Origin of the sequence: Enterobacter cloacae complex sp. 342H5, assembly GCF_050030905.1 — a bacterium.
Lineage (GTDB): Bacteria > Pseudomonadota > Gammaproteobacteria > Enterobacterales > Enterobacteriaceae > Enterobacter > Enterobacter intestinihominis.
Genome location: NZ_JBLGVB010000001.1, coordinates 865,635 through 890,749, shown reverse-complemented (window position 1 = coordinate 890,749; position 25,115 = coordinate 865,635). Strand labels below are relative to the sequence as shown.

Genomic DNA, 25,115 nt, shown 5'->3' with positions numbered 1-25,115 from the left:
GAAAGCCTGAATCATTTCTGATTCAGGCTTTCTGAATAGTGGCGGAACGGACGGGACTCGAACCCGCGACCCCCTGCGTGACAGGCAGGTATTCTAACCGACTGAACTACCGCTCCACTGTTCCCGTTTGGGGAACGAGGCGAATATTACGGTCTGCCTCGTAACTCGTCAACGCTTTTTCTCAGGCTTTGAATCGTTTGCTGCAAAAATCACCCAAACGGTGATTTAACAAACGTTTCCGCCTTTTTTCACCCACGCCACAGACAGCTTCCGCCCTTCTTCTGAACTAAATCGAGGCGAGATTCGTGGTTCATCAGCTCTTCATCACTGGCTAAAACAACCCGCAGGCGATTCGCCTGACGCACGACCCGCTGAATACCGCCTTCGTCCCGCGTCTGCTGGGATTCATTTTCCATACTGAATTTTATCGACGTTTGCCCGCCGGTCATGGTCAGGTATACATCGGCCAGGATCTGGGCATCGAGCAATGCGCCGTGCAGGGTTCGCTTGGTGTTGTCTATCTCATAGCGAGAGCACAGGGCATCAAGGCTGTTACGCTTGCCGGGAAACATCTTCCTTGCCAGCGCCAGGCTATCCGTGACTTTACAGAACGTATTGGTCTTTGGAATATCGCGGTTGAGCTTGCTGAACTCATAGTCCATAAAGCCGATATCGAACGACGCGTTATGAATGACAAGTTCTGCACCTCTGATGTAGTCGAGAAATTCATCCGCGACATCGGCGAAGGTGGGCTTATCCAGCAAAAACTCATCGGCAATCCCGTGAACGCCGAACGCTTCCGGATCCACCAGCCGATCGGGTTTGAGGTAAACGTGGAAGTTGTTGCCCGTAAGACGACGGTTCACTACTTCAACGGCACCAATCTCAATGATTTTGTGCCCTTCGTAGTGGGCGCCAATCTGGTTCATACCGGTGGTTTCGGTATCAAGAACAATCTGGCGAGTAATTGCAGTGCTCATAGCGGTCATTTATGTCAGACTTATCGTTTTACTGAACGTTTCAAATACAGGAAGTCTACCAGAGATGCGTAAACAGGTAGAAATTTTCACCGATGGATCTTGTCTCGGTAACCCAGGGCCCGGTGGTTATGGCGCCATTATGCGTTATCGTGAGCATGAAAAAACCTTTAGTGAAGGCTATTTTCTCACCACCAACAACCGCATGGAGCTGATGGCGGCCATCGTGGCGCTGGAAGCGTTAAAAGAACATTGTGACGTGGTGCTGAGTACTGACAGCCAGTATGTCCGCCAGGGCATCACCCAGTGGATCCACAACTGGAAAAAACGCGGCTGGAAAACGGCAGAGAAAAAGCCGGTCAAGAATGTCGACCTCTGGAAGCGTCTTGATGCCGCCCTCGGTCAGCACGAAATCAAATGGGAATGGGTTAAGGGCCACGCCGGGCACCCTGAGAACGAACGCTGTGACGAACTGGCTCGCGCGGCGGCATCCAACCCGACCCATGAGGACGCAGGTTATCAGCCTGAATCCTGATCACGGCTTTTTGTACTGCCGCGTGGCACCCACGGTCTGGCGGATCCGCGTTTTTGATTTGCTTTGCTTCATCGGGTTGAGCGTAAGGGGGATCGTCCTCTTACGCGCGACAATATACTGCATGCAGCCCAGCGCGGGTAAATGGGTGCTGAGTAAAGCACCGCCCTTTCGCGTCCAGGGAATGACCTGAAAACCGCCGTAGCTCAGCACTTCAAAATTCAGCAGTGAAAGCCAGTCCAGCTGGCGCATCATAGTAAACATCCGGCTGTTATACGGCGGCGTGCGGCGCAGCACGGGCGTTAGCTTGCGCAGCCCCATCAGACTCAGCGGATTAAAACCGCTCAGGATCAGCCAGCCGTCGTCAATCAACACGCGGTCGGCTTCCCGCAGCAGACGATGGGGATCGCTACACCAGGGCAGCGCATGGGCGAGCAGACAGGCATCAATGGATTTTTCCGCAAACGGCAAATGCAGCGGATCAGCCTTCACCTGAACCGGGGAGCCATTAAGCGATACGCTAACCTGATGCGAGATAGCGCAGCTTTCGGTATTGATTTCTGCGCTCAGATTGCCAATCTTAAGCAGGTGAAAACCATACATTTTCGCGAGCCAGGGTTTAAGCTGAAGTTCTAAGGCCTCGCGATAATATTCACCCCAGGGCAACTCTGCCCAACGTTCCGGTGGTGCGACAGTCTGAGGTATCCTTGCCGGTTTCATCAAAACACCCGCCACGCTATAAGAGGTAATGCATGAATCTTATCAGTATTTCCGCCTTTCAGGACAATTACATCTGGGTTTTAGTCGATGACGATCGCAGATGCATCATTGTTGATCCCGGCGAATCCGTACCGATCCTGCACGCGATAGAAGAAAACGACTGGCAGCCTGAAGCGATCCTCCTTACCCATCACCATCACGATCATGTCGGCGGTGTTCCCGATCTCCTTGCGCGCTATCCCCATATTCCCGTCTACGGACCAGCAGAGACACAGGATAAGGGTACGACGCAAGTTATCGAAGAAGGCGAAAGTATCTTCATCCTCGGGTGCGAGTTTTCCGTATTTGCTACGCCAGGTCACACTTCCGGTCATCTCTGTTTCTACAGCAAACCTTATCTTTTTTGTGGCGACACGCTGTTTTCCGGCGGCTGTGGAAGGCTGTTTGAAGGCACGCCAGAACAGATGTATCAATCTTTACAAAAAATTAATGCGCTGCCAGCCGACACCGTAATTTGTTGCGCACATGAGTATACATTAGGGAATATGAAGTTTGCTGCAAGCGTACTACCAGAGGATCGGGCGATTCAGGATTATTACCAGAAAGTGAAGGAGTTACGTGCAAAAAACCAAAAAACACTCCCCGTAATTCTGAAAAATGAGCGACAAATAAATTTATTTTTAAGAACGAATGACGTTGATTTAATTAATAAAATTAATCAAGAAACAAATTTGTTACAACCTGAAGCGCGATTTGCATGGTTAAGGTCAAAGAAAGATAACTTCAGATAATTGCGGGTTGCCTTTTCAAAATTTCGCCGTTATCATCGCTCGTCTTTTAAGCAACTATTGACACACACATGAAGGCAAAAGCGATATTACTCGCCTCTGTCCTGCTTGTAGGTTGCCAGTCACAAAACGGCAGCAACGTACAACAGCACGCACAGAGCCTTTCTGCGGCTGGTCAAGGGGAAGCAGGGAAGTTTACGAGTCAGGCGCGATGGTTGGACGATGGGACATCCTTCGCGCAGGAACAAGACTTGTGGGCCTCTATTGGCGACGAGCTAAAGATGGGAATTCCGGAAAACAGCCGGATTCGCGAACAGAAACAGAAGTATTTGAGAAATAAGAGCTATCTCCACGATGTAACATTACGGGCAGAGCCGTATATGTACTGGATAGCAGGGCAAGTTAAGAAACGTAACATGCCTATGGAACTGGTACTACTACCCATAGTGGAGAGCGCTTTTGACCCGCACGCGACGTCTGGCGCCAATGCAGCAGGCATCTGGCAGATCATTCCGAGCACAGGGCGAAATTATGGTTTAAAGCAGACCCGCAACTACGATGCGCGTCGTGATGTTGTCGCTTCAACGACAGCCGCTCTCGACATGATGCAACGTCTGAACAAGATGTTTGACGGCGACTGGTTATTGACTGTCGCGGCGTATAACAGTGGTGAAGGTCGTGTACTGAAGGCAATGAAAGCGAATAAAGCGCGTGGAAAATCCACAGACTTCTGGTCGCTCTCACTGCCACAGGAAACAAAGATTTACGTACCGAAAATGCTGGCACTGAGTGACATTCTCAAGAACAGCAAACGTTACGGTGTACAACTGCCAACACCAGACGAAAGTCGTGCACTGGCGCGTGTCCGCCTCAGCAGCCCTGTTGATATTCAACAGGTTGCCGATATGACGGGTATGTCGGTAAGTAAGCTTAAAACCTTTAATGCAGGTGTTAAAGGCTCCACGCTGGGTGCAAGCGGCCCGCGCTATGTGATGGTTCCGCAGAAACACGCGGAGCAGTTACGTGAGTCTTTAGCTTCGGGTGAAATTGCAGCCGTTCAGTCTACGCTGATTGCTGATACGTCGCCTGTAAGCAGCCGCAGCTATAAGGTGCGTTCAGGTGATACGCTTTCAGGTATTGCATCACGTCTTGGCGTGAATACGAAAGATCTCCAGCAGTGGAATAATCTGCGCGGATCCGGTCTGAAAGTGGGTCAAACGCTGACCGTAGGTGCAGGTAGCAGCGCACAGCGTCTCGCTAAAAACAGCGATAGCATTACCTATCGCGTACGTAAAGGCGACTCGCTGTCCAGTATTGCTAAGCGTCACGGCGTAAACATCAAAGATGTGATGCGCTGGAACAACGATACTGACAACCTGCAACCTGGCGACCAGCTGACGTTGTTTGTGAAAAACAGCGCTACGCCAGATTCCTGATAGTACGATCGCTTATTAAAAAGGCACCGATTCCCCTCGGTGCCTTTTTTGTTTATCCCGCTTTTTGCGCTTCAGCCATAATGGTGTCGCTGGTAAACGAACCATCGTCATGCAGTTCAAAGTACGCCTTGACGTCAGCAGAGGCACTCTCCTGATACAATCGGATCGCCTGAGTTAATGCCTCCGGTGTGCGCATCCGTGCAATCCATGACGTGAACTCCAGCGGCAAACGGTCGGTTATCAATGTGCGTGAAATCAAGCCAGCTTCGGTGATAAACGTAAGCCACTCTCCACTGGAGTAGTTTTGCACGTGCGAGGTATCACGCAGCGCTTCAACCGTCTGGAGCCAGATATTCCGTACCGGATGCCCGGGAGACATCACGTCCATGATGATGAATATTCCGCCCGGTTTGAGCACGCGTTTCACTTCCCGTAATGCCTGCCCCACATCATGCCAGTGGTGTGCAGAGTAACGGCTAATCACAGCCTCAAAGGATGCATCCTCAAAGGGTAAAGATTCAGCGTAGCCCTGGCGCGTCGTGATGTTATTCAGCCCTTTCGCTTTCGCCGCTTCAGCAACCACATCCAGCATCTGGCTCGATAAGTCATACGCCGTCACCTGAGCAACCTGCTGTGCGGCGGTAAAACTGGCGTGCCCCGCCCCACAGCCTAAGTCCAGCACGTGCGCGTCAGGAAACGCGGCGAGCCGTTCGCCGAGACGTACCAGATCGCGGCCAGAGGCATGTACGGCACTGCTCAGGTAGGCACTTGCCTGAGAACCAAACTGTTTTTCGACGTTGTCATGATGGGAGTGTGTTGTTGTCATGTTGCTGTCCTTTTATGGGTTAAAAAATAAAGGGCAGCACCCGCACAGGCCTGCCCCACGGCAGACCTGACGCACCATTATTTATCAGGTTTGCCGGGACTGAATTCAACTAGTAGAGGATTATGATCGGAGGCGCGCGTCACCAGAACGGAGGCGTCGTGCACGCTTAAACCCCGATAGAAGACAAAATCGAGAGGACGACCAAACGCTTTCTTGCGCTGGTCATCGTTAAAACGAACTTCACGCAGCGACATTTCACGCGCGAAGCGGTACAACGCGTTCATACGCGGACGGCTCCAGGCATTGAAGTCCCCGGCCATAATGATCGGCCCACTGTGATGAGCAATCTGATCGCCGATGGGAAGTAACTGCTTACTGTACACATCAACACCCAGGCTGAAGTTCACCGCATGAATGTTTACCACCATCAGCAGGCGGGTGTCGGGCAACGGATAGACCGTGACCAGCGCTGATTTTGCCAGACGCAGGATCGGCTCACGTTCACGCAGCGGGCAGCAATAGACCGGATGTGCGGCTGAAAGGGTCATCACCCCGGAAGGATGCTGTGGCAGAACAAAGGCAGGCACCTGATCGGCTGCAAGATAGTTCGTCGTTGCAAACCTGACCAGTTCAGGCGTGGTTTGCGCCTCCTGTAACAGAACCAGATGCGCATCTTTACCAAAATTTTGAAGTACGGATAACCACTCCGCACGCTGTTGCTTAAAGATGTTCCACACCAGTACGCGAATTTTTTCGTCACTGCTTAATGGAGTGCCCGCTGGTAATGCCTGGCTAAGGCTCGCAAACGACCCCGGAGGCAAGATCCTCTCCGCAGGCATTCCGGCAACATAACGCATGGCATAGGTATTTTTTCGCACTTTTAGAAACGGCCTCTGTAACATTAACCAGCCCGGAAAACGGACTGGTTCTAATGTTATAGGGATTTTAGGTCACACTTTCAACGCAATTACTGAGAAACCGCTTTCCAGTTTTGTAAGCAAGCACTTACTGATACTTATCCAAGTGCAACGCGAGCGGGTTTATCAAGCCGTCCACTGAGACCAATAAGGAGGAAAGCGATTAGCACAATTACCGCACCAATCCATGGCGTTTGGGTTAATCCAACATGTTCAACCACCTGCCCACCGATAACCGAACCGAGTGCGATACCGATATTAAATGCGGCGATATTCAGCCCAGATGCGACATCCACCGCATTAGGCGTATAACGTTCGGCTTTCTGCACAACATATACCTGCAATCCCGGCACGTTACCAAAAGCGAATATCCCCATAACCAACACCGTTACCAGCGCGGCGTATTGCATCGATGCGGTGAACTGGAAAATCATCAGCAGGGCAACCAGGGCGGCGAAGATGAATTTCAGCGCCGGTACCGCACCATGCTTATCCGCAAGCTTGCCGCCCCAGATATTGCCGATTGCGACGGAGATACCGTAGCCCAGTAAAATCCAGCTCACCGCGCCCGGAGAAAAACCAGCCAGTTCCTGCATCATCGGTGCAAGGAAGGTGAACGCAGTGAACACACCTCCATAACCCAGGGCCGTAACGGCATAGATCAGCAGCAGGCGCGGGTGTGTCAGAACTTTAACCTGATCGCTCAGGCTGGCGCTCGCGCGCCCCGGAATACTGGAGGGCACCAGCAGCAGGCTGGCTACCAGAGCAATCACGCCCAACAGCGATACCGCGAGGAAGGTTTCACGCCAGCCAAAATGTTGTCCGATAAACGTTCCTAACGGCACGCCGGTGACCAGCGCGACGGTTAAGCCGCCAAACATAATCGCAATGGCTGACGCCGCTTTCTCTTTTGGCACCAGGCTGGTTGCAATCGTGGAACCGATGGAGAAGAAGACACCGTGCGCGAGGCCTGTCAGCAGGCGGGCAATGACCAGCGTGGAGTAATCCGGTGACTGCCACGCCAGAATATTGCCGGCGGTGAAGAGCACCATCAGGGCAACTAACAGTTGTTTACGTGGAAAGCGTCCAGTCAGTGCGGTCAGCACAGGCGCCCCAACAGCGACGCCTAACGCGTAAATAGATACCAGCAGCCCGGCAGAAGGCAGCGAGATAGCGAGTTGTTCAGCAATGGTAGGAACAAGTCCTACAATAACAAATTCGGTCGTGCCAATTGCGAAGGCACTGATCGTCAGGGCAAGAAGCGCCAGTGGCATAAAATACTCCGTCTCTTCAGGATTAAGATGACAGGCAGTATGCGCCAGTGTTTAAATAACAAAAATGGTTAGAATCTCAATAGAATTTTGCAGGTGATGCAATAATGAAAGCCACATCGGAAGAACTGACTGTCTTCGTTGCCGTTGTTGAAAGCGGCAGCTTCAGCCGTGCTGCCGAACAGCTCGGACAGGCGAACTCCGCCATCAGCCGCTCGGTGAAAAAGCTGGAGATGAAGCTCGGGGTGAGTCTGCTCAACAGAACAACGCGGCAGCTCAGCCTGACGGAAGAAGGTGAACGTTATTTTCGACGCGTGCAGTCCGTTTTGCAGGAGATGGCGGCAGCAGAAACGGAAATCATGGAATCACGCAGCACGCCGCGTGGGCTGCTGCGCATAGATGCGGCGACGCCGGTCGTGCTGCATTTCCTGATGCCGTTGATTAAACCCTTTCGCGAACGCTACCCGGAGATGACCCTGTCTCTGGTCTCTTCTGAGACGTTTATTAACCTAATTGAGCGTAAAGTTGATGTGGCGATCCGCGCGGGAACCCTGACGGATTCAAGTTTACGCGCTCGCCCTCTGTTCACCAGCTACCGCAAAATTATCGCGTCACCGCAATATATTGCAGAGCATGGCAAACCTGAGACCGTTGAGGAGCTGAAGCAGCACCTGTGCCTGGGCTTTACGGAACCTGTCTCGCTGAACACCTGGCCCGTGGCCTGTCATGACGGACAACTTCATGAGATCACCTGCGGACTTTCGTCTAATAGCGGGGAAACGCTGAAACAGCTATGTCTTGAAGGAAACGGGATCGCCTGTTTATCAGACTATATGATTGATAAGGAAATTGCCGCGGGCCAGCTAGTTGAGCTAATGGCTGACAAACGCTTACCTGTAGAGATGCCTTTTAGCGCGGTGTATTACAGTGACAGAGCAGTAAGTACGCGCATACGCGCATTTATCGACTTCCTTAGTGAGCATATAAAAACAGCTCCCGGAGGAGCTGTATGAGGGTTTAAAGGCACAGAGGGAGGGTTTTTACTAATCCCAGTTAGGTGCTAACCCTTCGGGACTGACCAGACGATCGTTGCATTCCAGTGCAGCGATCGCTTTTTTATCTTCATCATCGAGCTGGAGATCCCACGCTAACAGGTTACTTGCCAGGTTTTCACGTTTGGTTGAAGACGGGATCACGGCATATCCTTCACCTATCGCCCATGCCAGGATCACCTGTGCAGCTGTTGCATTGTGTTTTTCAGCGATGCGCGCAATCACTTCATCTTTCAGGGCCTTACCATATGCCAGCGTCATGTACGAGGTGATGTGAATGCCATGCTGTTTCGCCCAGTCCACAACTTTGCGGTTTTGCAGGTAAGGAGAGAGTTCAATCTGGTTAGTAGCAATATTCTCTTTACCAACTGCGGCAATGGCTTTTTCCATCAATGGGATAGTGAAATTCGAGATACCAATTTCACGCGTCAAGCCCTGCTCTTTTGCTTCCAGCAGCGCCTGCATGAACTCTTCTACGGAGACGGCATCGCCAGGTGATGGCCAGTGGATCAGCGTCAGAGCAACATAATCAGTACGCAGCTTTTTCAGACTTTCCTTCAGGCTTAGGATCAGCTTGTCTTTGCTGAGGTTCTCAATCCAGATTTTGGTGGTGATGAAAAGCTCATGGCGCGGTACGCCGCTCTCCTCGATAGCCTGACCTACGGCAGCTTCGTTGTCATAAATCTGCGCCGTATCAATAGCGCGATAGCCCAACTCGAGTGCGGTTTTAACAGATGCGATAACAACGTCGTCCTTCAGGCGAAAAGTGCCCAGACCCAGTGCAGGGATAGTCATATCATTCCTCAATCGTTATGTTCGTAAACTGAGGAGGATTATCGCTGTGGTTGTTATGTCGAAAAAGATCGTAAAACGCAGAGGATTTTTGCTAATTTCGCAATAGTTAAACGACAGAAAAGAAAAAAGCCCTGAGCGTTAGCTCAGGGCTTTTAATAAGTGGCGGAACGGACGGGACTCGAACCCGCGACCCCCTGCGTGACAGGCAGGTATTCTAACCGACTGAACTACCGCTCCACCGAATACTTCTGTAACCACCGGATTAATGCACCGGCTTACTACTTAATTTGATGCCTGGCAGTTCCCTACTCTCACATGGGGAGACCCCACACTACCATCGGCGCTACGGCGTTTCACTTCTGAGTTCGGCATGGGGTCAGGTGGGACCACCGCGCTAAAGCCGCCAGGCAAATTCTGTTAATCTGTATCAGGCTGAAAATCGTGTCTGTCTCTTCGCCGAAACAGCTTCGGCGTTGTAAGGTTAAGCCTCACGGTTCATTAGTATCGGTTAGCTCAACGCATCGCTGCGCTTACACACCCGACCTATCAACGTCGTCGTCTTCAACGTTCCTTCAGGAGACTCAAGGTCTCAGGGAGAACTCATCTCGGGGCAAGTTTCGTGCTTAGATGCTTTCAGCACTTATCTCTTCCGCATTTAGCTACCGGGCAGTGCCATTGGCATGACAACCCGAACACCAGTGATGCGTCCACTCCGGTCCTCTCGTACTAGGAGCAGCCCCCCTCAATTCTCCAGCGCCCACGGCAGATAGGGACCGAACTGTCTCACGACGTTCTAAACCCAGCTCGCGTACCACTTTAAATGGCGAACAGCCATACCCTTGGGACCTACTTCAGCCCCAGGATGTGATGAGCCGACATCGAGGTGCCAAACACCGCCGTCGATATGAACTCTTGGGCGGTATCAGCCTGTTATCCCCGGAGTACCTTTTATCCGTTGAGCGATGGCCCTTCCATTCAGAACCACCGGATCACTATGACCTGCTTTCGCACCTGCTCGCGCCGTCACGCTCGCAGTCAAGCTGGCTTATGCCATTGCACTAACCTCCTGATGTCCGACCAGGATTAGCCAACCTTCGTGCTCCTCCGTTACTCTTTGGGAGGAGACCGCCCCAGTCAAACTACCCACCAGACACTGTCCGCAACCCGGATTACGGGTCTACGTTAGAACACCAGCCATTAAAGGGTGGTATTTCAAGGTTGGCTCCACGCAGACTGGCGTCCACGCTTCAAAGCCTCCCACCTATCCTACACATCAAGGACCAGTGTTCAGTGTCAAGCTATAGTAAAGGTTCACGGGGTCTTTCCGTCTTGCCGCGGGTACACTGCATCTTCACAGCGAGTTCAATTTCACTGAGTCTCGGGTGGAGACAGCCTGGCCATCATTACGCCATTCGTGCAGGTCGGAACTTACCCGACAAGGAATTTCGCTACCTTAGGACCGTTATAGTTACGGCCGCCGTTTACCGGGGCTTCGATCAAGAGCTTCGCGTTGCCGCTAACCCCATCAATTAACCTTCCGGCACCGGGCAGGCGTCACACCGTATACGTCCACTTTCGTGTTTGCACAGTGCTGTGTTTTTAATAAACAGTTGCAGCCAGCTGGTATCTTCGACTGATTTCAGCTCCGCCCGCAGGGGCTTCACCTACATATCAGCGTGCCTTCTCCCGAAGTTACGGCACCATTTTGCCTAGTTCCTTCACCCGAGTTCTCTCAAGCGCCTTGGTATTCTCTACCTGACCACCTGTGTCGGTTTGGGGTACGATTTCGTGTTACCTGATGCTTAGAGGCTTTTCCTGGAAGCAGGGCATTTATCACTTCAGCACCGTAGTGCCTCGTCATCACACCTCAGCGTTAACAAGGTACCGGATTTACCTGGAACCTCCGCCTACATGCTTAAACCGGGACAACCGTCGCCCGGCTGACATAGCCTTCTCCGTCCCCCCTTCGCAGTAACACCAAGTACAGGAATATTAACCTGTTTCCCATCGACTACGCCTTTCGGCCTCGCCTTAGGGGTCGACTCACCCTGCCCCGATTAACGTTGGACAGGAACCCTTGGTCTTCCGGCGAGCGGGCTTTTCACCCGCTTTATCGTTACTTATGTCAGCATTCGCACTTCTGATACCTCCAGCACCCCTCACAGGACACCTTCAACGGCTTACAGAACGCTCCCCTACCCAACAACACATAGTGTCGCTGCCGCAGCTTCGGTGCATGGTTTAGCCCCGTTACATCTTCCGCGCAGGCCGACTCGACCAGTGAGCTATTACGCTTTCTTTAAATGATGGCTGCTTCTAAGCCAACATCCTGGCTGTCTGTGCCTTCCCACATCGTTTCCCACTTAACCATGACTTTGGGACCTTAGCTGGCGGTCTGGGTTGTTTCCCTCTTCACGACGGACGTTAGCACCCGCCGTGTGTCTCCCGTGATAACATTCTTCGGTATTCGTAGTTTGCATCGGGTTGGTAAGCCGGGATGGCCCCCTAGCCGAAACAGTGCTCTACCCCCGAAGATGAATTCACGAGGCGCTACCTAAATAGCTTTCGGGGAGAACCAGCTATCTCCCGGTTTGATTGGCCTTTCACCCCCAGCCACAGGTCATCCGCTAATTTTTCAACATTAGTCGGTTCGGTCCTCCAGTTAGTGTTACCCAACCTTCAACCTGCCCATGGCTAGATCACCGGGTTTCGGGTCTATACCCTGCAACTTAACGCCCAGTTAAGACTCGGTTTCCCTTCGGCTCCCCTATACGGTTAACCTTGCTACAGAATATAAGTCGCTGACCCATTATACAAAAGGTACGCAGTCACCCCATAAAGAGGCTCCCACTGCTTGTACGTACACGGTTTCAGGTTCTTTTTCACTCCCCTCGCCGGGGTTCTTTTCGCCTTTCCCTCACGGTACTGGTTCACTATCGGTCAGTCAGGAGTATTTAGCCTTGGAGGATGGTCCCCCCATATTCAGACAGGATACCACGTGTCCCGCCCTACTCTTCGAGTTCACAGCAAGTGTGCTTTCGTGTACGGGACTATCACCCTGTACCGTCGGACTTTCCAGACCGTTCCACTAACACACAAGCTGATTCAGACTCCGGGCTGCTCCCCGTTCGCTCGCCGCTACTGGGGGAATCTCGGTTGATTTCTTTTCCTCGGGGTACTTAGATGTTTCAGTTCCCCCGGTTCGCCTCGTTAACCTATGTATTCAGTTAACGATAGTGCAACGGATTGCACTGGGTTTCCCCATTCGGACATCGCCGGGTCAAAGGTTCATATCACCTCGCCGGCGCTTTTCGCAGATTAGCACGTCCTTCATCGCCTCTGACTGCCAGGGCATCCACCGTGTACGCTTAGTCGCTTAACCTCACAACCCGAAGATGTTTCACTTCATGATTGCGAAAATTTGAGAGACTCGAACACACATGAGCTGTGTGTCGTTTCAATTTTCAGCTTGATCCAGATTTTTAAAGAGCAAAACTTCGCAGTGCACCTTTTCAGGTTCACTCTGAAGTTTTCTTGTGTTCGCAGTAAAGGATGGTGGAGCTATGCGGGATCGAACCGCAGACCTCCTGCGTGCAAGGCAGGCGCTCTCCCAGCTGAGCTATAGCCCCATCGTTTGTAATCTCTGTACCGCTCATCCTTTAAAAGGAGTTTGGTAGGCCTGAGTGGACTTGAACCACCGACCTCACCCTTATCAGGGGTGCGCTCTAACCACCTGAGCTACAAGCCTGCAGAGATTTTTTACTGCTGTTTTTCATCAGACAATCTGTGTGAGCACTGCAAAGGCAGGTTCTTTAAGGTAAGGAGGTGATCCAACCGCAGGTTCCCCTACGGTTACCTTGTTACGACTTCACCCCAGTCATGAATCACAAAGTGGTAAGCGCCCTCCCGAAGGTTAAGCTACCTACTTCTTTTGCAACCCACTCCCATGGTGTGACGGGCGGTGTGTACAAGGCCCGGGAACGTATTCACCGTGGCATTCTGATCCACGATTACTAGCGATTCCGACTTCATGGAGTCGAGTTGCAGACTCCAATCCGGACTACGACGCACTTTATGAGGTCCGCTTGCTCTCGCGAGGTCGCTTCTCTTTGTATGCGCCATTGTAGCACGTGTGTAGCCCTACTCGTAAGGGCCATGATGACTTGACGTCATCCCCACCTTCCTCCAGTTTATCACTGGCAGTCTCCTTTGAGTTCCCGGCCTAACCGCTGGCAACAAAGGATAAGGGTTGCGCTCGTTGCGGGACTTAACCCAACATTTCACAACACGAGCTGACGACAGCCATGCAGCACCTGTCTCAGAGTTCCCGAAGGCACCAAAGCATCTCTGCTAAGTTCTCTGGATGTCAAGAGTAGGTAAGGTTCTTCGCGTTGCATCGAATTAAACCACATGCTCCACCGCTTGTGCGGGCCCCCGTCAATTCATTTGAGTTTTAACCTTGCGGCCGTACTCCCCAGGCGGTCGACTTAACGCGTTAGCTCCGGAAGCCACGCCTCAAGGGCACAACCTCCAAGTCGACATCGTTTACGGCGTGGACTACCAGGGTATCTAATCCTGTTTGCTCCCCACGCTTTCGCACCTGAGCGTCAGTCTTTGTCCAGGGGGCCGCCTTCGCCACCGGTATTCCTCCAGATCTCTACGCATTTCACCGCTACACCTGGAATTCTACCCCCCTCTACAAGACTCTAGCCTGCCAGTTTCGAATGCAGTTCCCAGGTTGAGCCCGGGGATTTCACATCCGACTTGACAGACCGCCTGCGTGCGCTTTACGCCCAGTAATTCCGATTAACGCTTGCACCCTCCGTATTACCGCGGCTGCTGGCACGGAGTTAGCCGGTGCTTCTTCTGCGGGTAACGTCAATCGACAGGGTTATTAACCCTGTCGCCTTCCTCCCCGCTGAAAGTACTTTACAACCCGAAGGCCTTCTTCATACACGCGGCATGGCTGCATCAGGCTTGCGCCCATTGTGCAATATTCCCCACTGCTGCCTCCCGTAGGAGTCTGGACCGTGTCTCAGTTCCAGTGTGGCTGGTCATCCTCTCAGACCAGCTAGGGATCGTCGCCTAGGTGAGCCGTTACCCCACCTACTAGCTAATCCCATCTGGGCACATCCGATGGCAAGAGGCCCGAAGGTCCCCCTCTTTGGTCTTGCGACGTTATGCGGTATTAGCTACCGTTTCCAGTAGTTATCCCCCTCCATCAGGCAGTTTCCCAGACATTACTCACCCGTCCGCCACTCGTCAGCGAAGCAGCAAGCTGCTTCCTGTTACCGTTCGACTTGCATGTGTTAGGCCTGCCGCCAGCGTTCAATCTGAGCCATGATCAAACTCTTCAATTTAAGTTTGATGCTCAATGAATTAAACTTCGTAATGAATTACGTGTTCACTCGTTGAGACTTGGTATTCATTTAGTGTCCGAGGACATTAAGAATCCATGTCACTTTGAGTGCCCACACAGATTGTCTGATAAATTGTTAAAGAGCAGTTGCGACGCGCTTCAGCGCTCTGTCGCGAGGTGGCGTATATTACGCTTTCCTCTTTCAGAGTCAACCCGTTATTTCAGGATTTTTCTCTTCAACCGACCGGGTAGTCTGTGAAGTGATTCACATCTGCCGTGTCGATGGAGGCGCATTATAGGGAGCCGCCGAGGAATGACAAGCGGAAAAATGCATTTTTATTTCAACCGCTCACCTTTTCACCAAAACGTCTATTTTTGGTGCTTTTTAATCTCTTTTGGCAGATCTGCCAGACTAGTTATCACCCAGTCAGCTGCATTTTCTGCTTCTGGGGTGACTGGTTTACCGGTCCGCACTAATACTTTGGTTCCCACACCTGCCGCCGCCGCTGCCTGCATATCCTCCAGTTTATCGCCCACCATAAAAGACGCGGCCATATCAATGTGCAGGAATTCCTGTGCAGAGATAAACATGCCCGGGTGTGGCTTACGGCAATCACATGTCTGACGATACGCTTCTACTGTTCCCTGTGGATGATGCGGACAATAATAGATGCCATCAAGATCGACGCCACGATCGGCCAGAGACCAGTCCATCCATTCCGTCAGCGTCTCGAACTGCGCTTCGGTGAATTTACCCCGGGCGATACCGGACTGATTAGTTACCACCACCAGCGCATAGCCCATCTCTTTCAGCTGGCGCATGGCATCTATTACGCCCTCAATAAATTCGAACTCATCAATCTCATGGACGTAACCGTGATCCACATTAATTGTGCCGTCACGATCGAGAAAAATTGCGGGTACAGATTTTGCCACCGGTTTGCTCCTGAAAAAGGCTTGTTCAGCTAGTATCTCATGAATCGCAGCGCAATAAAGTGCTCATCGCACAGAGGTGGATTGATTTAGACGTCTGGATGCCTTAACATCCATTTTGTTTACGGTCATTACCCGTATCTGGCAGAAGAAAATGCCACGGCTAACTTACATACGATAAAAATAATCTAATGATTAAACTTTCCAATATCACCAAAGTGTTCCAGCAGGGGAACCGAACCATTCAGGCGCTGAACAACGTCAGCCTGCATGTGCCTGCTGGTCAGATTTATGGCGTCATTGGCGCATCGGGTGCGGGTAAAAGTACGCTGATCCGGTGTGTTAACCTGCTTGAGCGCCCGACCCAGGGCAGCGTAGAAGTTGGCGGCCAGGAGCTTACCGCTCTCTCAGAAAAAGAACTCACCAAAGCGCGTCGCCAGATTGGCATGATTTTCCAGCACTTTAACCTGCTGGCCTCACGCACGGTTTTTGGAAACGTGGCGTTACCGCTGGAGCTGGATAACACACCAAAAGAAGAGGTTACCCGACGCGTCACCGAACTGCTGGATCTGGTTGGGCTGGGTGATAAGCATGACAGCTACCCGGCCAACCTCTCAGGCGGGCAAAAGCAGCGTGTAGCAATCGCTCGCGCGCTGGCAAGCAACCCAAAAGTGCTGCTGTGTGATGAAGCCACCAGCGCGTTAGATCCGGCCACCACGCGTTCTATCCTGGAACTGCTGAAAGACATTAACCGTCGTCTGGGCCTGACTATCCTCCTTATCACGCACGAAATGGACGTGGTGAAGCGTATCTGTGACTGCGTCGCCGTCATCAGCAACGGTGAGCTGATTGAGCAGGACACGGTCAGCGAAGTCTTCTCGCACCCGAAAACGCCTCTGGCTCAGCAGTTCATTCAGTCCACACTGCATCTGGATATTCCGGAAGATTATCTGGAACGTTTAAAAGCAGACGCAACGCCTGACAGCGTCCCGATGCTGCGCATGGAGTTCACGGGCCAGTCCGTTGACGCACCGCTGCTGTCCGAAACCGCGCGTCGCTTTAACGTGAATAACAACATTATTAGCGCGCAGATGGACTACGCCGGTGGCGTGAAGTTCGGCATTATGCTGACGGAAATGCACGGCACACAGGAAGAAACCCAGGCGGCAATTGCCTGGCTGCAAGAACATCACGTAAAAGTAGAGGTGCTGGGTTATGTCTGAGCCGATGATGTGGCTACTGGTTCGCGGCGTTTGGGAAACGCTGGCAATGACCTTCGTATCGGGCTTTTTTGGTTTTGTGATTGGGCTGCCGGTCGGCGTACTGCTGTACGTCACGCGCCCGGGTCAAATTATTGAAAACGCGAAGCTGTATCGCACGCTCTCTGCGCTGGTGAACATTTTCCGTTCTATACCGTTTATTATCCTGCTGGTGTGGATGATTCCGTTTACACGCGTTATTGTCGGGACGTCGATTGGTTTGCAGGCGGCAATTGTCCCGCTAACCGTAGGCGCCGCGCCGTTTATCGCCCGTATGGTGGAAAACGCCCTGCTGGAAATCCCAACAGGCCTGATTGAAGCTTCCCGCGCTATGGGTGCGACGCCAATGCAGATCGTTCGCAAAGTTCTGCTGCCTGAGGCGCTGCCTGGGCTGGTGAATGCAGCAACCATCACGCTTATCACCCTGGTCGGTTATTCCGCGATGGGCGGCGCCGTGGGTGCTGGCGGTTTAGGCCAGATTGGATATCAGTACGGCTATATTGGCTATAACGCTACCGTAATGAATACCGTTCTGGTATTGCTGGTTGTGCTGGTTTACTTAATCCAATTCTCTGGCGATCGTATCGTCCGGGCTGTTACGCATAAATAACGTTACAAACAACACAAACTCGACGAGTTAAGGATATAATATGGCGTTTAAATTTAAGACCTTTGCAGCAGTAGGCGCACTGATTGGTTCGCTGGCACTGGTGGGTTGCGGTCAGGACGAAAAAGATCCGAACCACATCAAAGTAGGCGTTATCGTCGGTGCAGAGCAGCAGGTTGCTGAGGCCGCGCAGAAAATCGCGAAAGAAAAATATGGCCTGGACGTTGAGCTGGTGACCTTCAACGATTACGTTCTGCCGAACGAAGCGCTGAGCAAAGGCGACATTGACGCTAACGCCTTCCAGCATAAACCGTACCTGGATCAACAGATCAAAGATCGCGGCTACAAGCTGGTTGCTGTCGGTAACACCTTCGTTTACCCGATTGCCGGTTATTCCAAGAAAATTAAATCTCTGGATGAACTCCAGCCGGGTTCACAGGTTGCCGTCCCTAACGACCCAACCAACCTTGGCCGTTCGCTGCTTCTGCTCCAGAAAGTGGGCCTGATTAAACTGAAAGAAGGTGTTGGCCTGTTGCCGACCGTTCTGGACGTGACCGAAAACCCGAAAAATCTGAAAATTGTTGAGCTGGAAGCCCCTCAGCTGCCACGTTCTCTGGACGATGCACAGATCGCGCTGGCCGTTATCAACACCACTTACGCCAGCCAGATCGGTTTGACCCCTGCGAAAGATGGCATCTTTGTTGAAGACAAAGATTCCCCGTACGTCAACCTGATCGTGACTCGCGAAGACAACAAGGACGCGGAAAACGTGAAGAAATTCCTGCAGGCATATCAGTCTGAAGAAGTTTACCAGGAAGCCAATAAGGTGTTTAACGGCGGCGCGGTTAAAGGCTGGTAATCTCACCTCAGTGTAATATCATCAAGACGGGCATTTGCCCGTCTTGTCATTTGTGCGGTCAACTGCTTCAATATCTGACGTTTTGATTATCCACTGAGGAACTATTATGCGTGCTTTACCGATCTGTCTTTTAGCACTGATGCTGAGCGGCTGTTCTATGCTAAGCAGATCTCCTGTTGAACCCGTTCAAAGCACTGCAACCCCGCCAAAAGCGGAGCCAGCAAAACCGAAAGCGCCTCGCGCTGCGCCGGTACGTATTATTACTAAAGCCGACGAGCTGGTCGGTAAGCCATTCCGTGAACTGGGCGAAGTGAGCGGCGAATCCTGCCAGGCAACAAATCAGGACTCCCCTCCAAATATCCCAACAGCCCGCAAGCGTATGCAAATCAACGCGTCGAAAATGAAAGCCAACGCGGTGCTGCTGCACAGTTGCGAGGTCACCAGTGGTACGCCGGGCTGCTACCGTCAGGCGGTATGTATCGGTTCTGCGCTTAACATCACGGCGAAATGAGTTCATTTCAGTTCGAGCCGATAGGCGTTATCCGCTCCCCTTATAAAGAAAAGTTCGCCGTGCCGCGTCAGCCGGGACTGGTCCTTAACGGCGGCGGCGAGCTGCATCTTGTCGCGCCGTATAATCAGGCCGATGCAGTGCGCGGGCTTGAGGCATTCAGCCATTTATGGGTGGTGTTTGTGTTTCACCAGACCATGGAAGGCGGCTGGCGTCCTACCGTTCGTCCTCCTCGTCTGGGCGGAAATGCCAGAATGGGAGTTTTTGCCACCCGCTCAACGTTCCGACCGAATCCAGTCGGGATGTCGCTGGTCGAACTGAAAGGGATACGCTGTCAGAAAGATCGGGTGATCCTGGAGTTAGGTAGCCTTGACCTGGTTGATGGCACGCCGGTCATCGATATTAAACCTTACCTGCCCTTCGCCGAAGCGCTGCCGGATGCCCGTGCAAGCTATGCTCAGGACGCCCCACAGGCAGAGATGCCGGTTTACTTCACATCTGAAATAACGACGCAAATCAGCCAGCTGGAAAAGCGCTATCCTCGTCTGCGTGACTTTATCGTCGAAGTCCTGGCGCAGGACCCTCGTCCCGCCTACCGCAAAGAGGAAGACGCAGGAAAAACGTACGCCGTCTGGCTGCTGGACTTTAACGTGCGCTGGCGCGTAACTGATGCAGGTTTTGAAGTGTTTGCCCTGGAACCCAGGTAATTTTGTTCTCCTCTCTTTTGGCATCTTTGCCACACTGGTAAACTAAACCACTTTTTTTGTGTCAGGCTGGTGTTTCAGCCTGTTCCAATCGTCGAAATGGAACCGTAACAACATGCGTACTAGCCAATATCTGCTCTCCACTCTGAAGGAGACACCTGCCGACGCCGAGGTGATCAGCCACCAGCTGATGCTGCGCGCCGGGATGATCCGCAAGCTGGCCTCCGGGTTATACACCTGGCTGCCGACCGGCGTGCGCGTCCTGAAAAAAGTCGAAAACATCGTGCGTGAAGAGATGAACAACGCCGGTGCTATCGAGGTGTTAATGCCGGTCGTTCAGCCTTCTGAACTGTGGCAGGAGAGCGGTCGCTGGGAGCAGTACGGTCCTGAACTGCTGCGTATTGCCGATCGTGGCGATCGTCCATTCGTTCTCGGCCCAACGCATGAAGAAGTGATCACCGATCTGATCCGTAACGAGCTGAGCTCTTACAAACAGCTGCCGCTGAACTTCTTCCAGATCCAGACCAAGTTCCGTGACGAAGTGCGCCCACGCTTTGGCGTGATGCGCTCTCGCGAATTCCTGATGAAAGATGCCTACTCTTTCCATACTTCTCAGGAATCACTGCAAGAGACCTACGACAAAATGTACGTGGCCTACAGCAAAATCTTCTCCCGCATGGGGCTGGATTTCCGTGCTGTACAGGCTGATACCGGTTCAATCGGCGGTAGCGCCTCTCATGAATTCCAGGTTCTGGCGCAGAGCGGCGAAGACGATGTAATTTTCTCTGACTCCTCTGATTACGCCGCCAACATTGAGTTCGCAGAAGCGCTGGCACCAAAAGAACCACGCGGCGCGGCAACGCAAGAGATGACGCTGGTTGATACGCCAAACGCGAAAACTATCGCCGAGCTGGTTGAACAGTTTAATCTGCCGATCGAAAAAACCGTGAAAACCCTGCTGGTGAAATCGGCTGAAGGCAGCGCTTACCCGCTGGTAGCCCTGCTGGTCCGTGGCGATCACGAGCTGAACGAAGTGAAAGCCGAGAAGCTGCCGCAGGTTGCCAGCCCGCTGACCTTCGCGACGGAAGCCGAAATCCGCGCCGTGGTGAACGCAGGCCCAGGTTCTCTGGGTCCGGTGAATATGCCTGTTCCTGTAGTGATTGACCGCACCGTTGCGGCGATGAGCGACTTCGCTGCAGGGGCAAACATCGACGGTAAACACTACTTCGGCATCAACTGGGATCGTGACGTGGCGACGCCGGAAGTGGTTGACATCCGTAACGTGGTCGCAGGCGATCCAAGCCCGGACGGCAAGGGTACCCTGATGATTAAACGCGGTATCGAAGTAGGCCACATCTTCCAGCTGGGCGATAAGTACTCGCGCGCAATGAACGCTGCCGTTCAGGGCGAAGATGGTCGTAACCAGGTTCTGACCATGGGCTGCTACGGCATTGGGGTAACGCGCGTTGTTGCGGCCGCTATCGAGCAGAACTATGACGAACGCGGAATCGTCTGGCCGGATAACATCGCGCCGTTCCAGGTGGCGATCCTGCCAATGAACATGCACAAGTCTTACCGCGTGCAGGAACTGGCAGAGAAACTCTACGCTGAGCTGAGCGCGAAAGGTATCGACGTGCTGATGGATGACCGTAAAGAGCGTCCTGGCGTGATGTTTGCTGATATGGAACTGATCGGTATTCCACACACCATCGTCATCGGCGACCGTAACCTCGACAGCGACGAGATTGAATACAAGTACCGTCGCAACGGCGAAAAACAGATGCTCAAGACGGGCGACATTCTTGATTACCTGGTGAAAGCCATCAAAGGCTAAGAAACAAAAAAACCCCGCCAGTGCGGGGTTTTTTAATGGCTATAACTTATTTGCTTTCGCAGTCTTTACCCGCAGCAAACTTCGCGTCTTTATCTGCCACCAGCGTTTTCACCAGCTCACCGCTATCGGGGTTTGGCTCCAGCGTAAAATGCCCTTCAACCGTCAGCAACACTGGTTTGCTGTCGTTACCGCGCGCGACGGCATAGTCACGCTCCAGCTGGGCATTGTTCGCCACGCTGACTTTCTTCCCGGTTGCACAGTCAGTGAAGATTGCCGCATCCGCCATGTAGAAATACATCCCTCGCATCGCCATTGGGGTTGCAGGCAGGGTCGCTTTTACCGGGGCCAGCGTGTAGTTGAACTGGGATTCAATCGGATTGCCTTCGCGATCGAGCATCTCCATCCCCTCGCCTTTGGCGCGGAAATACGTTTTATCGCCCGTGGTATCAGTCAATACCAGCTTTTCAGCCGTACGCGCCCATGTTCCGTATGTTGCAAAAGAAGACGGCTCTTTCGCCCCCTGATAGCGCTGGTTCATCACCCAGGTGCCATCTTTTTGCAGGAACAGAGAGGTTTCGATGCCTTCACAATCTGCACATGGCAATACGCCGCGCCAGCTCTGCTGCATCGGCTTCAATTCTTCGTTTTGCGTTGGCTGTAGTACCTGTGTTTCTGAACGGTTGTTACAGCCAAAAAGCGCGAACAGGCTTGTCACGGCCAGCGCTGATAATAATGCTTTTTTCACAATACATTCCTTATGAAAAAGTGTGTCCCTTTCGTCACATTACGGATGACGGACTTTGCCACGCAGTGACTTTACGGTGGATTTCTGCGCCTTCGATGACAACCGACGTTCTTTCGATGCCCGCGTTGGACGTGTTGCCCGGCGACTTTTTTGTACAGCCGTCAGCTCTTTTATGACCGCCGCCAGTCTGGAAAGTGCCGCTTCCCGGTTCATTTCCTGGCTGCGATATTCCTGCGCTTTAATCACAATCACACCTTCACTGGTGATCAGATGATGGCTGGCGGCGAGCAGGCTTTCTTTATAATACTCTGGCAGGCTGGAGGCCCGGATGTCAAAGCGCAAATGGATAGCCGTTGAGGCCTTGTTAACGTGCTGCCCCCCTGCGCCCTGAGCACGGATGGCGGTGATCTCCAGCTCGTGATCAGGGATGCTGACGTTTCGGGACAACTCAATCATGATACGGGCTGCCAGGCCGTGAGATGAATTTCCAGATTATTCTGAGAATCGGAAAGCCAGATGGCGCCGTCCTGAATCGTTGCCTGAAGCGCCATTGTCCGGCTGGCGAATGCGCTCAGCTGTGCCAGTTGTTCATCATCCAGATACCAGACGGTAAGATTTTTGAACTGCGCACATTTATTTTTGTTTTGCTGCCACCAGATCTCCGCCGCGCGCTGGTTATAGGCAAACAACGCCACTTCAGCTGACTGGGTGCACGCCTTTTTGATCCGGCGTTCATCCGGCAGGCCAAGCTCAATCCATAAATCGATACCCAGATGATCGTTGCGCAGCCAGGCTTCCGGTTCATCTTCCGCGCTTAAACCACGGGTAAATTGCAGACGCTCGTCGGCATACTTAATCCACGCCAGCAGGCGCAGCATCATGCGCTCCTGGGTTTCAGAAGGGTGACGCGCCAGCGTCAATGACGCATCCAGAAACTGGTTACGGTCAAGATCCGCCACATTGACCACAGCTTTATAAATTGTCGCTTTCAGCGCCATGAGAGAACTCCTTTCGAATCAGGCGTACATTGTAGCGAAAACCGCAGCAAAAGGCTGTTACGAGGTGGTGGCACCCCGTTATCAAGGCGCTGATATTGCTTAAATGAGTATGGTATAGTCACCTTGCTAAACCGAGTTTAACTTCGTAGGCTTAATGATATCTCACAGTAAGTCAGTACGCTGGCAGGAGGTGATGTGAATAATTATTGTGAGTTGATTCGCAGACGGTATGCGGAAATTGCCAGCGGAGATCTGGGGTACATCCCGGATGCGTTGGGCTGTGTATTGAACGTGCTGAATGAAGTGGCCTCTGATGAGAGCCTTTCTGAATCGGTCAGGGAAAAAGCAGCGTATGCTGCGGCGAATTTACTGGTGAGCGATTATGTCGATGAATGATATCTATCAACCCATCAATTGTGATGACTATGACAACCTCGAACTCGCCTGCCAGCATCATTTAATACTGACGCTGGAGCTAAAAGATGGCGAAGTGCTAAAGGCAAAGGCCAGCGATCTGGTTTCCCGTAAAAATGTGGAATACCTGGTTGTGGAAGATGCAGGTGCAACGCGTGAGTTACGCCTCGACAAAATTGCCAGTTTCAGCCATCCGGAAATCGGCACCGTCGTGGTGAGCGAATCCTGATAACCAACGGGCAGCCAGGCTGCCCGTTACGCTTTCCATTGAAAATTGACACCCGCTTCAGCCCACCCTTCCTGGGTAATAAACACACCTGCCGCCGCGATGAGCGTGTCGCCGTAAAACAGAAGCGGCGTGGTATCACGTCGCCAGGGCGGAACGTTCTGTTCCTGCCAGATTTTCTTCAGTTTACGCCCGCCGTTACGCCCAACGATATGCAGCATGCCGCTGGCCCTGAAGCGTATGGTGACGTTCTCGTCCGGCTCAGGTAGACGCACATTGCCCGAATGGCTTAACGCAACGACACCGGCATTCAACGGTAGCGTTAATGCTTTTTCCGGCGACGGCCAGTCAAGCACAACGTCAGCCAGCGACGGCACAGATTTCACCCACCAGAGTTGCTCTTTATAGCGCCTGACGTCATAACCATTCAGGTGTATACACGGTGCGGCATCTTCCCGCGCCTGTGCAACTTCTTCCCAGATACGGTTGAGCATCGCCCGGGACGGCATAACCGCACGGTGGGAAGCCAGCCAGCGACGAATCAGAGCAGCCCGACGCACGGGGCTCATCACTTTCAACGGCGCAATGTTAAGGGCACCGTCAGCGGTAGTCAGCGTATTCAGCTCCCCGCTCAGCAACTCATCCAGCAAGCTTTCCTGTTCAGCACAAAGCATGGCACTTCTGGCCACCGCTTCGGAAAAATGGGCCCAGCGCTCACTCAGCAGCGGTAAGACGCGCAGGCGCAGGAAGTTACGGTCGTAACTGTCGTCCTGATTGCTTTCGTCTTCAATCCAGCGCAGATGATGTTGCTGCGCCCAGGCTTCCAGTGATGCGCGCGTCTCACCCAGTAGCGGGCGGATGAGCTCTGTTTCAGCAAAACCAGCACGCTCAGGCATGGCGGATAAACCCGCAGGCCCGCTGCCCCGCTTGAGCGCCAGTAAAAACGTCTCGCACTGGTCGTCCAGATGCTGCGCGGTGACCAACGCTTCTCCAGGCTGTAACGCGCCGGAAAACGCGGCGTAGCGGGCTTTGCGCGCCTGCGCCTCAATACCCAGCCCTTCATCCTCAAGCGTGACGCGTTCAACGATTAGCGGGATCGCCCACCCTGAGCACACCGCTTCGCAGTGCGCCACCCAGTCGTCGGCATGGGGGCTTAAGCCGTGATGGATATGCATCGCCCGCAGCTGGACGTCAGGCTCACGGTCGCGCCAGAGCTTAAGACGGTGCAGCAAAACGGTGGAATCCAGGCCACCGCTGAACCCCACCAGCAGCTGGCGGTAGGGTGAAACGGCGTGCGCGATAGCGGGTAAGGTCATAGGAAATTACACATAAAAAATGCCCGAACTGAACGGGCA

Annotated in this window: 23 protein-coding genes, 4 tRNA genes and 3 rRNA genes; 12 read left to right on the top strand and 18 right to left on the bottom strand. The window is 52.8% G+C overall.

Annotated elements, in window-relative coordinates:
• Positions 1-39 precede the first annotated feature (39 nt).
• Positions 40-116: transfer RNA gene (locus ACQG03_RS04280), tRNA-Asp, on the bottom strand.
• A gap of 132 nt (positions 117-248) precedes the next feature.
• Positions 249-980, bottom strand: coding sequence for a DNA polymerase III subunit epsilon (dnaQ, locus tag ACQG03_RS04275; protein ID WP_072201000.1), 732 nt, complete (start codon positions 978-980; stop codon positions 249-251).
• On the opposite strand from dnaQ, the gene rnhA reads away from it, so the two are divergent.
• Positions 934-1,512: a ribonuclease HI gene (gene rnhA, locus ACQG03_RS04270; protein WP_162196835.1), complete on the top strand. Its 579-nt coding sequence runs from the start codon at positions 934-936 to the stop codon at positions 1,510-1,512. The genes dnaQ and rnhA overlap by 47 nt on opposite strands.
• On the opposite strand, the gene ACQG03_RS04265 is transcribed toward rnhA, so the two are convergent.
• Positions 1,513-2,229 carry a class I SAM-dependent methyltransferase gene (locus ACQG03_RS04265; RefSeq protein ID WP_063163969.1) on the bottom strand — a complete coding sequence of 239 codons (717 nt, stop codon included), beginning with the start codon at positions 2,227-2,229 and terminating at the stop codon, positions 1,513-1,515. It abuts the gene before it with no gap.
• A gap of 32 nt (positions 2,230-2,261) precedes the next feature.
• Between ACQG03_RS04265 and gloB the strand changes: the two genes are divergently transcribed.
• Together gloB and mltD are read left to right on the top strand one after the other, a co-directional pair.
• Positions 2,262-3,020, top strand: coding sequence for a hydroxyacylglutathione hydrolase (gene gloB, locus ACQG03_RS04260; RefSeq protein ID WP_045308942.1), 759 nt, complete (start codon positions 2,262-2,264; stop codon positions 3,018-3,020).
• 68 nt (positions 3,021-3,088) lie between these two features.
• Complete coding sequence (gene mltD / locus ACQG03_RS04255) at positions 3,089-4,453, top strand: murein transglycosylase D (RefSeq protein ID WP_022647128.1); 1,365 nt, start codon at positions 3,089-3,091, stop codon at positions 4,451-4,453.
• Positions 4,454-4,505: 52 nt separating this feature from the next.
• On the opposite strand, the gene ACQG03_RS04250 is transcribed toward mltD, so the two are convergent.
• The 3 genes from ACQG03_RS04250 to ACQG03_RS04240 form a co-directional block, all read right to left on the bottom strand.
• On the bottom strand, positions 4,506-5,279 hold the full coding sequence (locus ACQG03_RS04250) for a class I SAM-dependent methyltransferase (RefSeq protein ID WP_063163968.1): 774 nt from the start codon (positions 5,277-5,279) through the stop codon (positions 4,506-4,508).
• A gap of 77 nt (positions 5,280-5,356) precedes the next feature.
• A complete protein-coding gene (locus tag ACQG03_RS04245) occupies positions 5,357-6,157 on the bottom strand; it encodes an endonuclease/exonuclease/phosphatase family protein (RefSeq protein ID WP_032621812.1) in 801 nt (266 codons plus the stop codon).
• 137 nt (positions 6,158-6,294) lie between these two features.
• Positions 6,295-7,470 carry an MFS transporter gene (locus tag ACQG03_RS04240; protein WP_022647125.1) on the bottom strand — a complete coding sequence of 392 codons (1,176 nt, stop codon included), beginning with the start codon at positions 7,468-7,470 and terminating at the stop codon, positions 6,295-6,297.
• 104 nt (positions 7,471-7,574) lie between these two features.
• Between ACQG03_RS04240 and yafC the strand changes: the two genes are divergently transcribed.
• The gene (yafC, locus tag ACQG03_RS04235) at positions 7,575-8,480 is read left to right on the top strand and encodes a DNA-binding transcriptional regulator YafC (protein WP_022647124.1); all 906 of its coding nucleotides are present in this window, start codon (positions 7,575-7,577) and stop codon (positions 8,478-8,480) included.
• Between the two features lie 30 nt (positions 8,481-8,510).
• Here yafC and dkgB read toward each other — a convergent pair whose 3' ends face one another.
• From dkgB to gmhB, 8 genes are all read right to left on the bottom strand, one after another.
• A complete protein-coding gene (gene dkgB, locus ACQG03_RS04230) occupies positions 8,511-9,314 on the bottom strand; it encodes a 2,5-didehydrogluconate reductase DkgB (RefSeq protein ID WP_063163967.1) in 804 nt (267 codons plus the stop codon).
• A gap of 160 nt (positions 9,315-9,474) precedes the next feature.
• Positions 9,475-9,551 (bottom strand) — tRNA-Asp (locus ACQG03_RS04225).
• A gap of 55 nt (positions 9,552-9,606) precedes the next feature.
• Positions 9,607-9,722 (bottom strand): 5S ribosomal RNA (gene rrf, locus ACQG03_RS04220).
• Between the two features lie 69 nt (positions 9,723-9,791).
• Positions 9,792-12,696, bottom strand: a 23S ribosomal RNA gene (locus ACQG03_RS04215).
• 171 nt (positions 12,697-12,867) lie between these two features.
• Positions 12,868-12,943, bottom strand: a tRNA-Ala gene (locus tag ACQG03_RS04210).
• A 42-nt stretch (positions 12,944-12,985) separates the two neighbouring features.
• A tRNA-Ile gene (locus tag ACQG03_RS04205) sits at positions 12,986-13,062 on the bottom strand.
• A gap of 70 nt (positions 13,063-13,132) precedes the next feature.
• Positions 13,133-14,674 (bottom strand): 16S ribosomal RNA (locus tag ACQG03_RS04200).
• Together the 16S, 23S and 5S rRNA genes with 3 tRNA genes alongside form the textbook arrangement of a ribosomal RNA operon.
• A 368-nt stretch (positions 14,675-15,042) precedes the next feature.
• On the bottom strand, positions 15,043-15,609 hold the full coding sequence (gene gmhB / locus ACQG03_RS04195; RefSeq protein ID WP_022647122.1) for a D-glycero-beta-D-manno-heptose 1,7-bisphosphate 7-phosphatase: 567 nt from the start codon (positions 15,607-15,609) through the stop codon (positions 15,043-15,045).
• Positions 15,610-15,797: 188 nt separating this feature from the next.
• On the opposite strand from gmhB, the gene metN reads away from it, so the two are divergent.
• The 6 genes from metN (at position 15,798) to proS (ending at position 21,377) form a co-directional block, all read left to right on the top strand.
• Positions 15,798-16,829: a methionine ABC transporter ATP-binding protein MetN gene (gene metN, locus ACQG03_RS04190; RefSeq protein WP_023299376.1), complete on the top strand. Its 1,032-nt coding sequence runs from the start codon at positions 15,798-15,800 to the stop codon at positions 16,827-16,829.
• On the top strand, positions 16,822-17,475 hold the full coding sequence (locus ACQG03_RS04185) for a methionine ABC transporter permease MetI (RefSeq protein WP_003856130.1): 654 nt from the start codon (positions 16,822-16,824) through the stop codon (positions 17,473-17,475). Before metN ends, ACQG03_RS04185 begins: the two co-directional genes overlap by 8 nt.
• Before the next feature lie 40 nt (positions 17,476-17,515).
• Positions 17,516-18,331 (top strand): methionine ABC transporter substrate-binding lipoprotein MetQ, encoded by an 816-nt coding sequence (gene metQ / locus ACQG03_RS04180; RefSeq protein ID WP_006810023.1) that lies wholly within the window; start codon positions 17,516-17,518, stop codon positions 18,329-18,331.
• Positions 18,332-18,437: 106 nt separating this feature from the next.
• Positions 18,438-18,842: an Rcs stress response system protein RcsF gene (rcsF, locus tag ACQG03_RS04175; protein ID WP_003856133.1), complete on the top strand. Its 405-nt coding sequence runs from the start codon at positions 18,438-18,440 to the stop codon at positions 18,840-18,842.
• Complete coding sequence (gene tsaA / locus ACQG03_RS04170) at positions 18,839-19,546, top strand: tRNA (N6-threonylcarbamoyladenosine(37)-N6)-methyltransferase TrmO (protein WP_023299375.1); 708 nt, start codon at positions 18,839-18,841, stop codon at positions 19,544-19,546. The genes rcsF and tsaA overlap by 4 nt, the downstream gene beginning before the upstream one ends.
• 112 nt (positions 19,547-19,658) lie before the next feature.
• Positions 19,659-21,377, top strand: coding sequence for a proline--tRNA ligase (gene proS / locus ACQG03_RS04165; protein ID WP_063163117.1), 1,719 nt, complete (start codon positions 19,659-19,661; stop codon positions 21,375-21,377).
• A 46-nt stretch (positions 21,378-21,423) separates the two neighbouring features.
• Here the strand turns inward: proS and nlpE are convergent, their stop codons facing one another.
• From nlpE to ACQG03_RS04150, 3 genes are read right to left on the bottom strand one after another with little or no spacing between them, the layout of a single operon-like run.
• Entirely contained in the window at positions 21,424-22,122 is a 699-nt protein-coding gene (gene nlpE, locus ACQG03_RS04160) for an envelope stress response activation lipoprotein NlpE (RefSeq protein ID WP_006810026.1), read from the bottom strand.
• A gap of 39 nt (positions 22,123-22,161) precedes the next feature.
• The gene (gene arfB / locus ACQG03_RS04155; RefSeq protein WP_022647119.1) at positions 22,162-22,578 is read right to left on the bottom strand and encodes an alternative ribosome rescue aminoacyl-tRNA hydrolase ArfB; all 417 of its coding nucleotides are present in this window, start codon (positions 22,576-22,578) and stop codon (positions 22,162-22,164) included.
• Positions 22,575-23,120, bottom strand: coding sequence for a YaeQ family protein (locus ACQG03_RS04150; RefSeq protein ID WP_022647118.1), 546 nt, complete (start codon positions 23,118-23,120; stop codon positions 22,575-22,577). The genes arfB and ACQG03_RS04150 overlap by 4 nt, the downstream gene beginning before the upstream one ends.
• A gap of 195 nt (positions 23,121-23,315) precedes the next feature.
• Here ACQG03_RS04150 and ACQG03_RS04145 point away from each other — a divergent pair, with 195 nt between their 5' ends.
• Positions 23,316-23,516: a YaeP family protein gene (locus ACQG03_RS04145; RefSeq protein ID WP_003856146.1), complete on the top strand. Its 201-nt coding sequence runs from the start codon at positions 23,316-23,318 to the stop codon at positions 23,514-23,516.
• Positions 23,503-23,763 (top strand): Rho-binding antiterminator, encoded by a 261-nt coding sequence (rof, locus tag ACQG03_RS04140; protein WP_023305471.1) that lies wholly within the window; start codon positions 23,503-23,505, stop codon positions 23,761-23,763. The genes ACQG03_RS04145 and rof overlap by 14 nt, the downstream gene beginning before the upstream one ends.
• A gap of 26 nt (positions 23,764-23,789) precedes the next feature.
• Here rof and tilS read toward each other — a convergent pair whose 3' ends face one another.
• On the bottom strand, positions 23,790-25,076 hold the full coding sequence (tilS, locus tag ACQG03_RS04135; protein ID WP_063150265.1) for a tRNA lysidine(34) synthetase TilS: 1,287 nt from the start codon (positions 25,074-25,076) through the stop codon (positions 23,790-23,792).
• Between the last annotated feature and the right edge of the window lie 39 nt (positions 25,077-25,115).

Excerpts from the sequence above, each read along its gene's own strand:
- dnaQ (WP_072201000.1), bottom strand. The coding sequence starts at position 980 with ATGAGCACTGCAATTACTCGCCAGATTGTTCTTGATACCGAAACCACC.
- ACQG03_RS04265 (WP_063163969.1), bottom strand. The coding sequence starts at position 2,229 with ATGAAACCGGCAAGGATACCTCAGACTGTCGCACCACCGGAACGTTGG.
- gloB (WP_045308942.1), top strand. The coding sequence starts at position 2,262 with ATGAATCTTATCAGTATTTCCGCCTTTCAGGACAATTACATCTGGGTT.
- mltD (WP_022647128.1), top strand. The coding sequence starts at position 3,089 with ATGAAGGCAAAAGCGATATTACTCGCCTCTGTCCTGCTTGTAGGTTGC.
- ACQG03_RS04250 (WP_063163968.1), bottom strand. The coding sequence starts at position 5,279 with ATGACAACAACACACTCCCATCATGACAACGTCGAAAAACAGTTTGGT.
- ACQG03_RS04240 (WP_022647125.1), bottom strand. The coding sequence starts at position 7,470 with ATGCCACTGGCGCTTCTTGCCCTGACGATCAGTGCCTTCGCAATTGGC.
- yafC (WP_022647124.1), top strand. The coding sequence starts at position 7,575 with ATGAAAGCCACATCGGAAGAACTGACTGTCTTCGTTGCCGTTGTTGAA.
- dkgB (WP_063163967.1), bottom strand. The coding sequence starts at position 9,314 with ATGACTATCCCTGCACTGGGTCTGGGCACTTTTCGCCTGAAGGACGAC.
- metN (WP_023299376.1), top strand. The coding sequence starts at position 15,798 with ATGATTAAACTTTCCAATATCACCAAAGTGTTCCAGCAGGGGAACCGA.
- ACQG03_RS04185 (WP_003856130.1), top strand. The coding sequence starts at position 16,822 with ATGTCTGAGCCGATGATGTGGCTACTGGTTCGCGGCGTTTGGGAAACG.
- metQ (WP_006810023.1), top strand. The coding sequence starts at position 17,516 with ATGGCGTTTAAATTTAAGACCTTTGCAGCAGTAGGCGCACTGATTGGT.
- rcsF (WP_003856133.1), top strand. The coding sequence starts at position 18,438 with ATGCGTGCTTTACCGATCTGTCTTTTAGCACTGATGCTGAGCGGCTGT.
- tsaA (WP_023299375.1), top strand. The coding sequence starts at position 18,839 with ATGAGTTCATTTCAGTTCGAGCCGATAGGCGTTATCCGCTCCCCTTAT.
- proS (WP_063163117.1), top strand. The coding sequence starts at position 19,659 with ATGCGTACTAGCCAATATCTGCTCTCCACTCTGAAGGAGACACCTGCC.
- arfB (WP_022647119.1), bottom strand. The coding sequence starts at position 22,578 with ATGATTGAGTTGTCCCGAAACGTCAGCATCCCTGATCACGAGCTGGAG.
- ACQG03_RS04150 (WP_022647118.1), bottom strand. The coding sequence starts at position 23,120 with ATGGCGCTGAAAGCGACAATTTATAAAGCTGTGGTCAATGTGGCGGAT.
- rof (WP_023305471.1), top strand. The coding sequence starts at position 23,503 with ATGTCGATGAATGATATCTATCAACCCATCAATTGTGATGACTATGAC.
- tilS (WP_063150265.1), bottom strand. The coding sequence starts at position 25,076 with ATGACCTTACCCGCTATCGCGCACGCCGTTTCACCCTACCGCCAGCTG.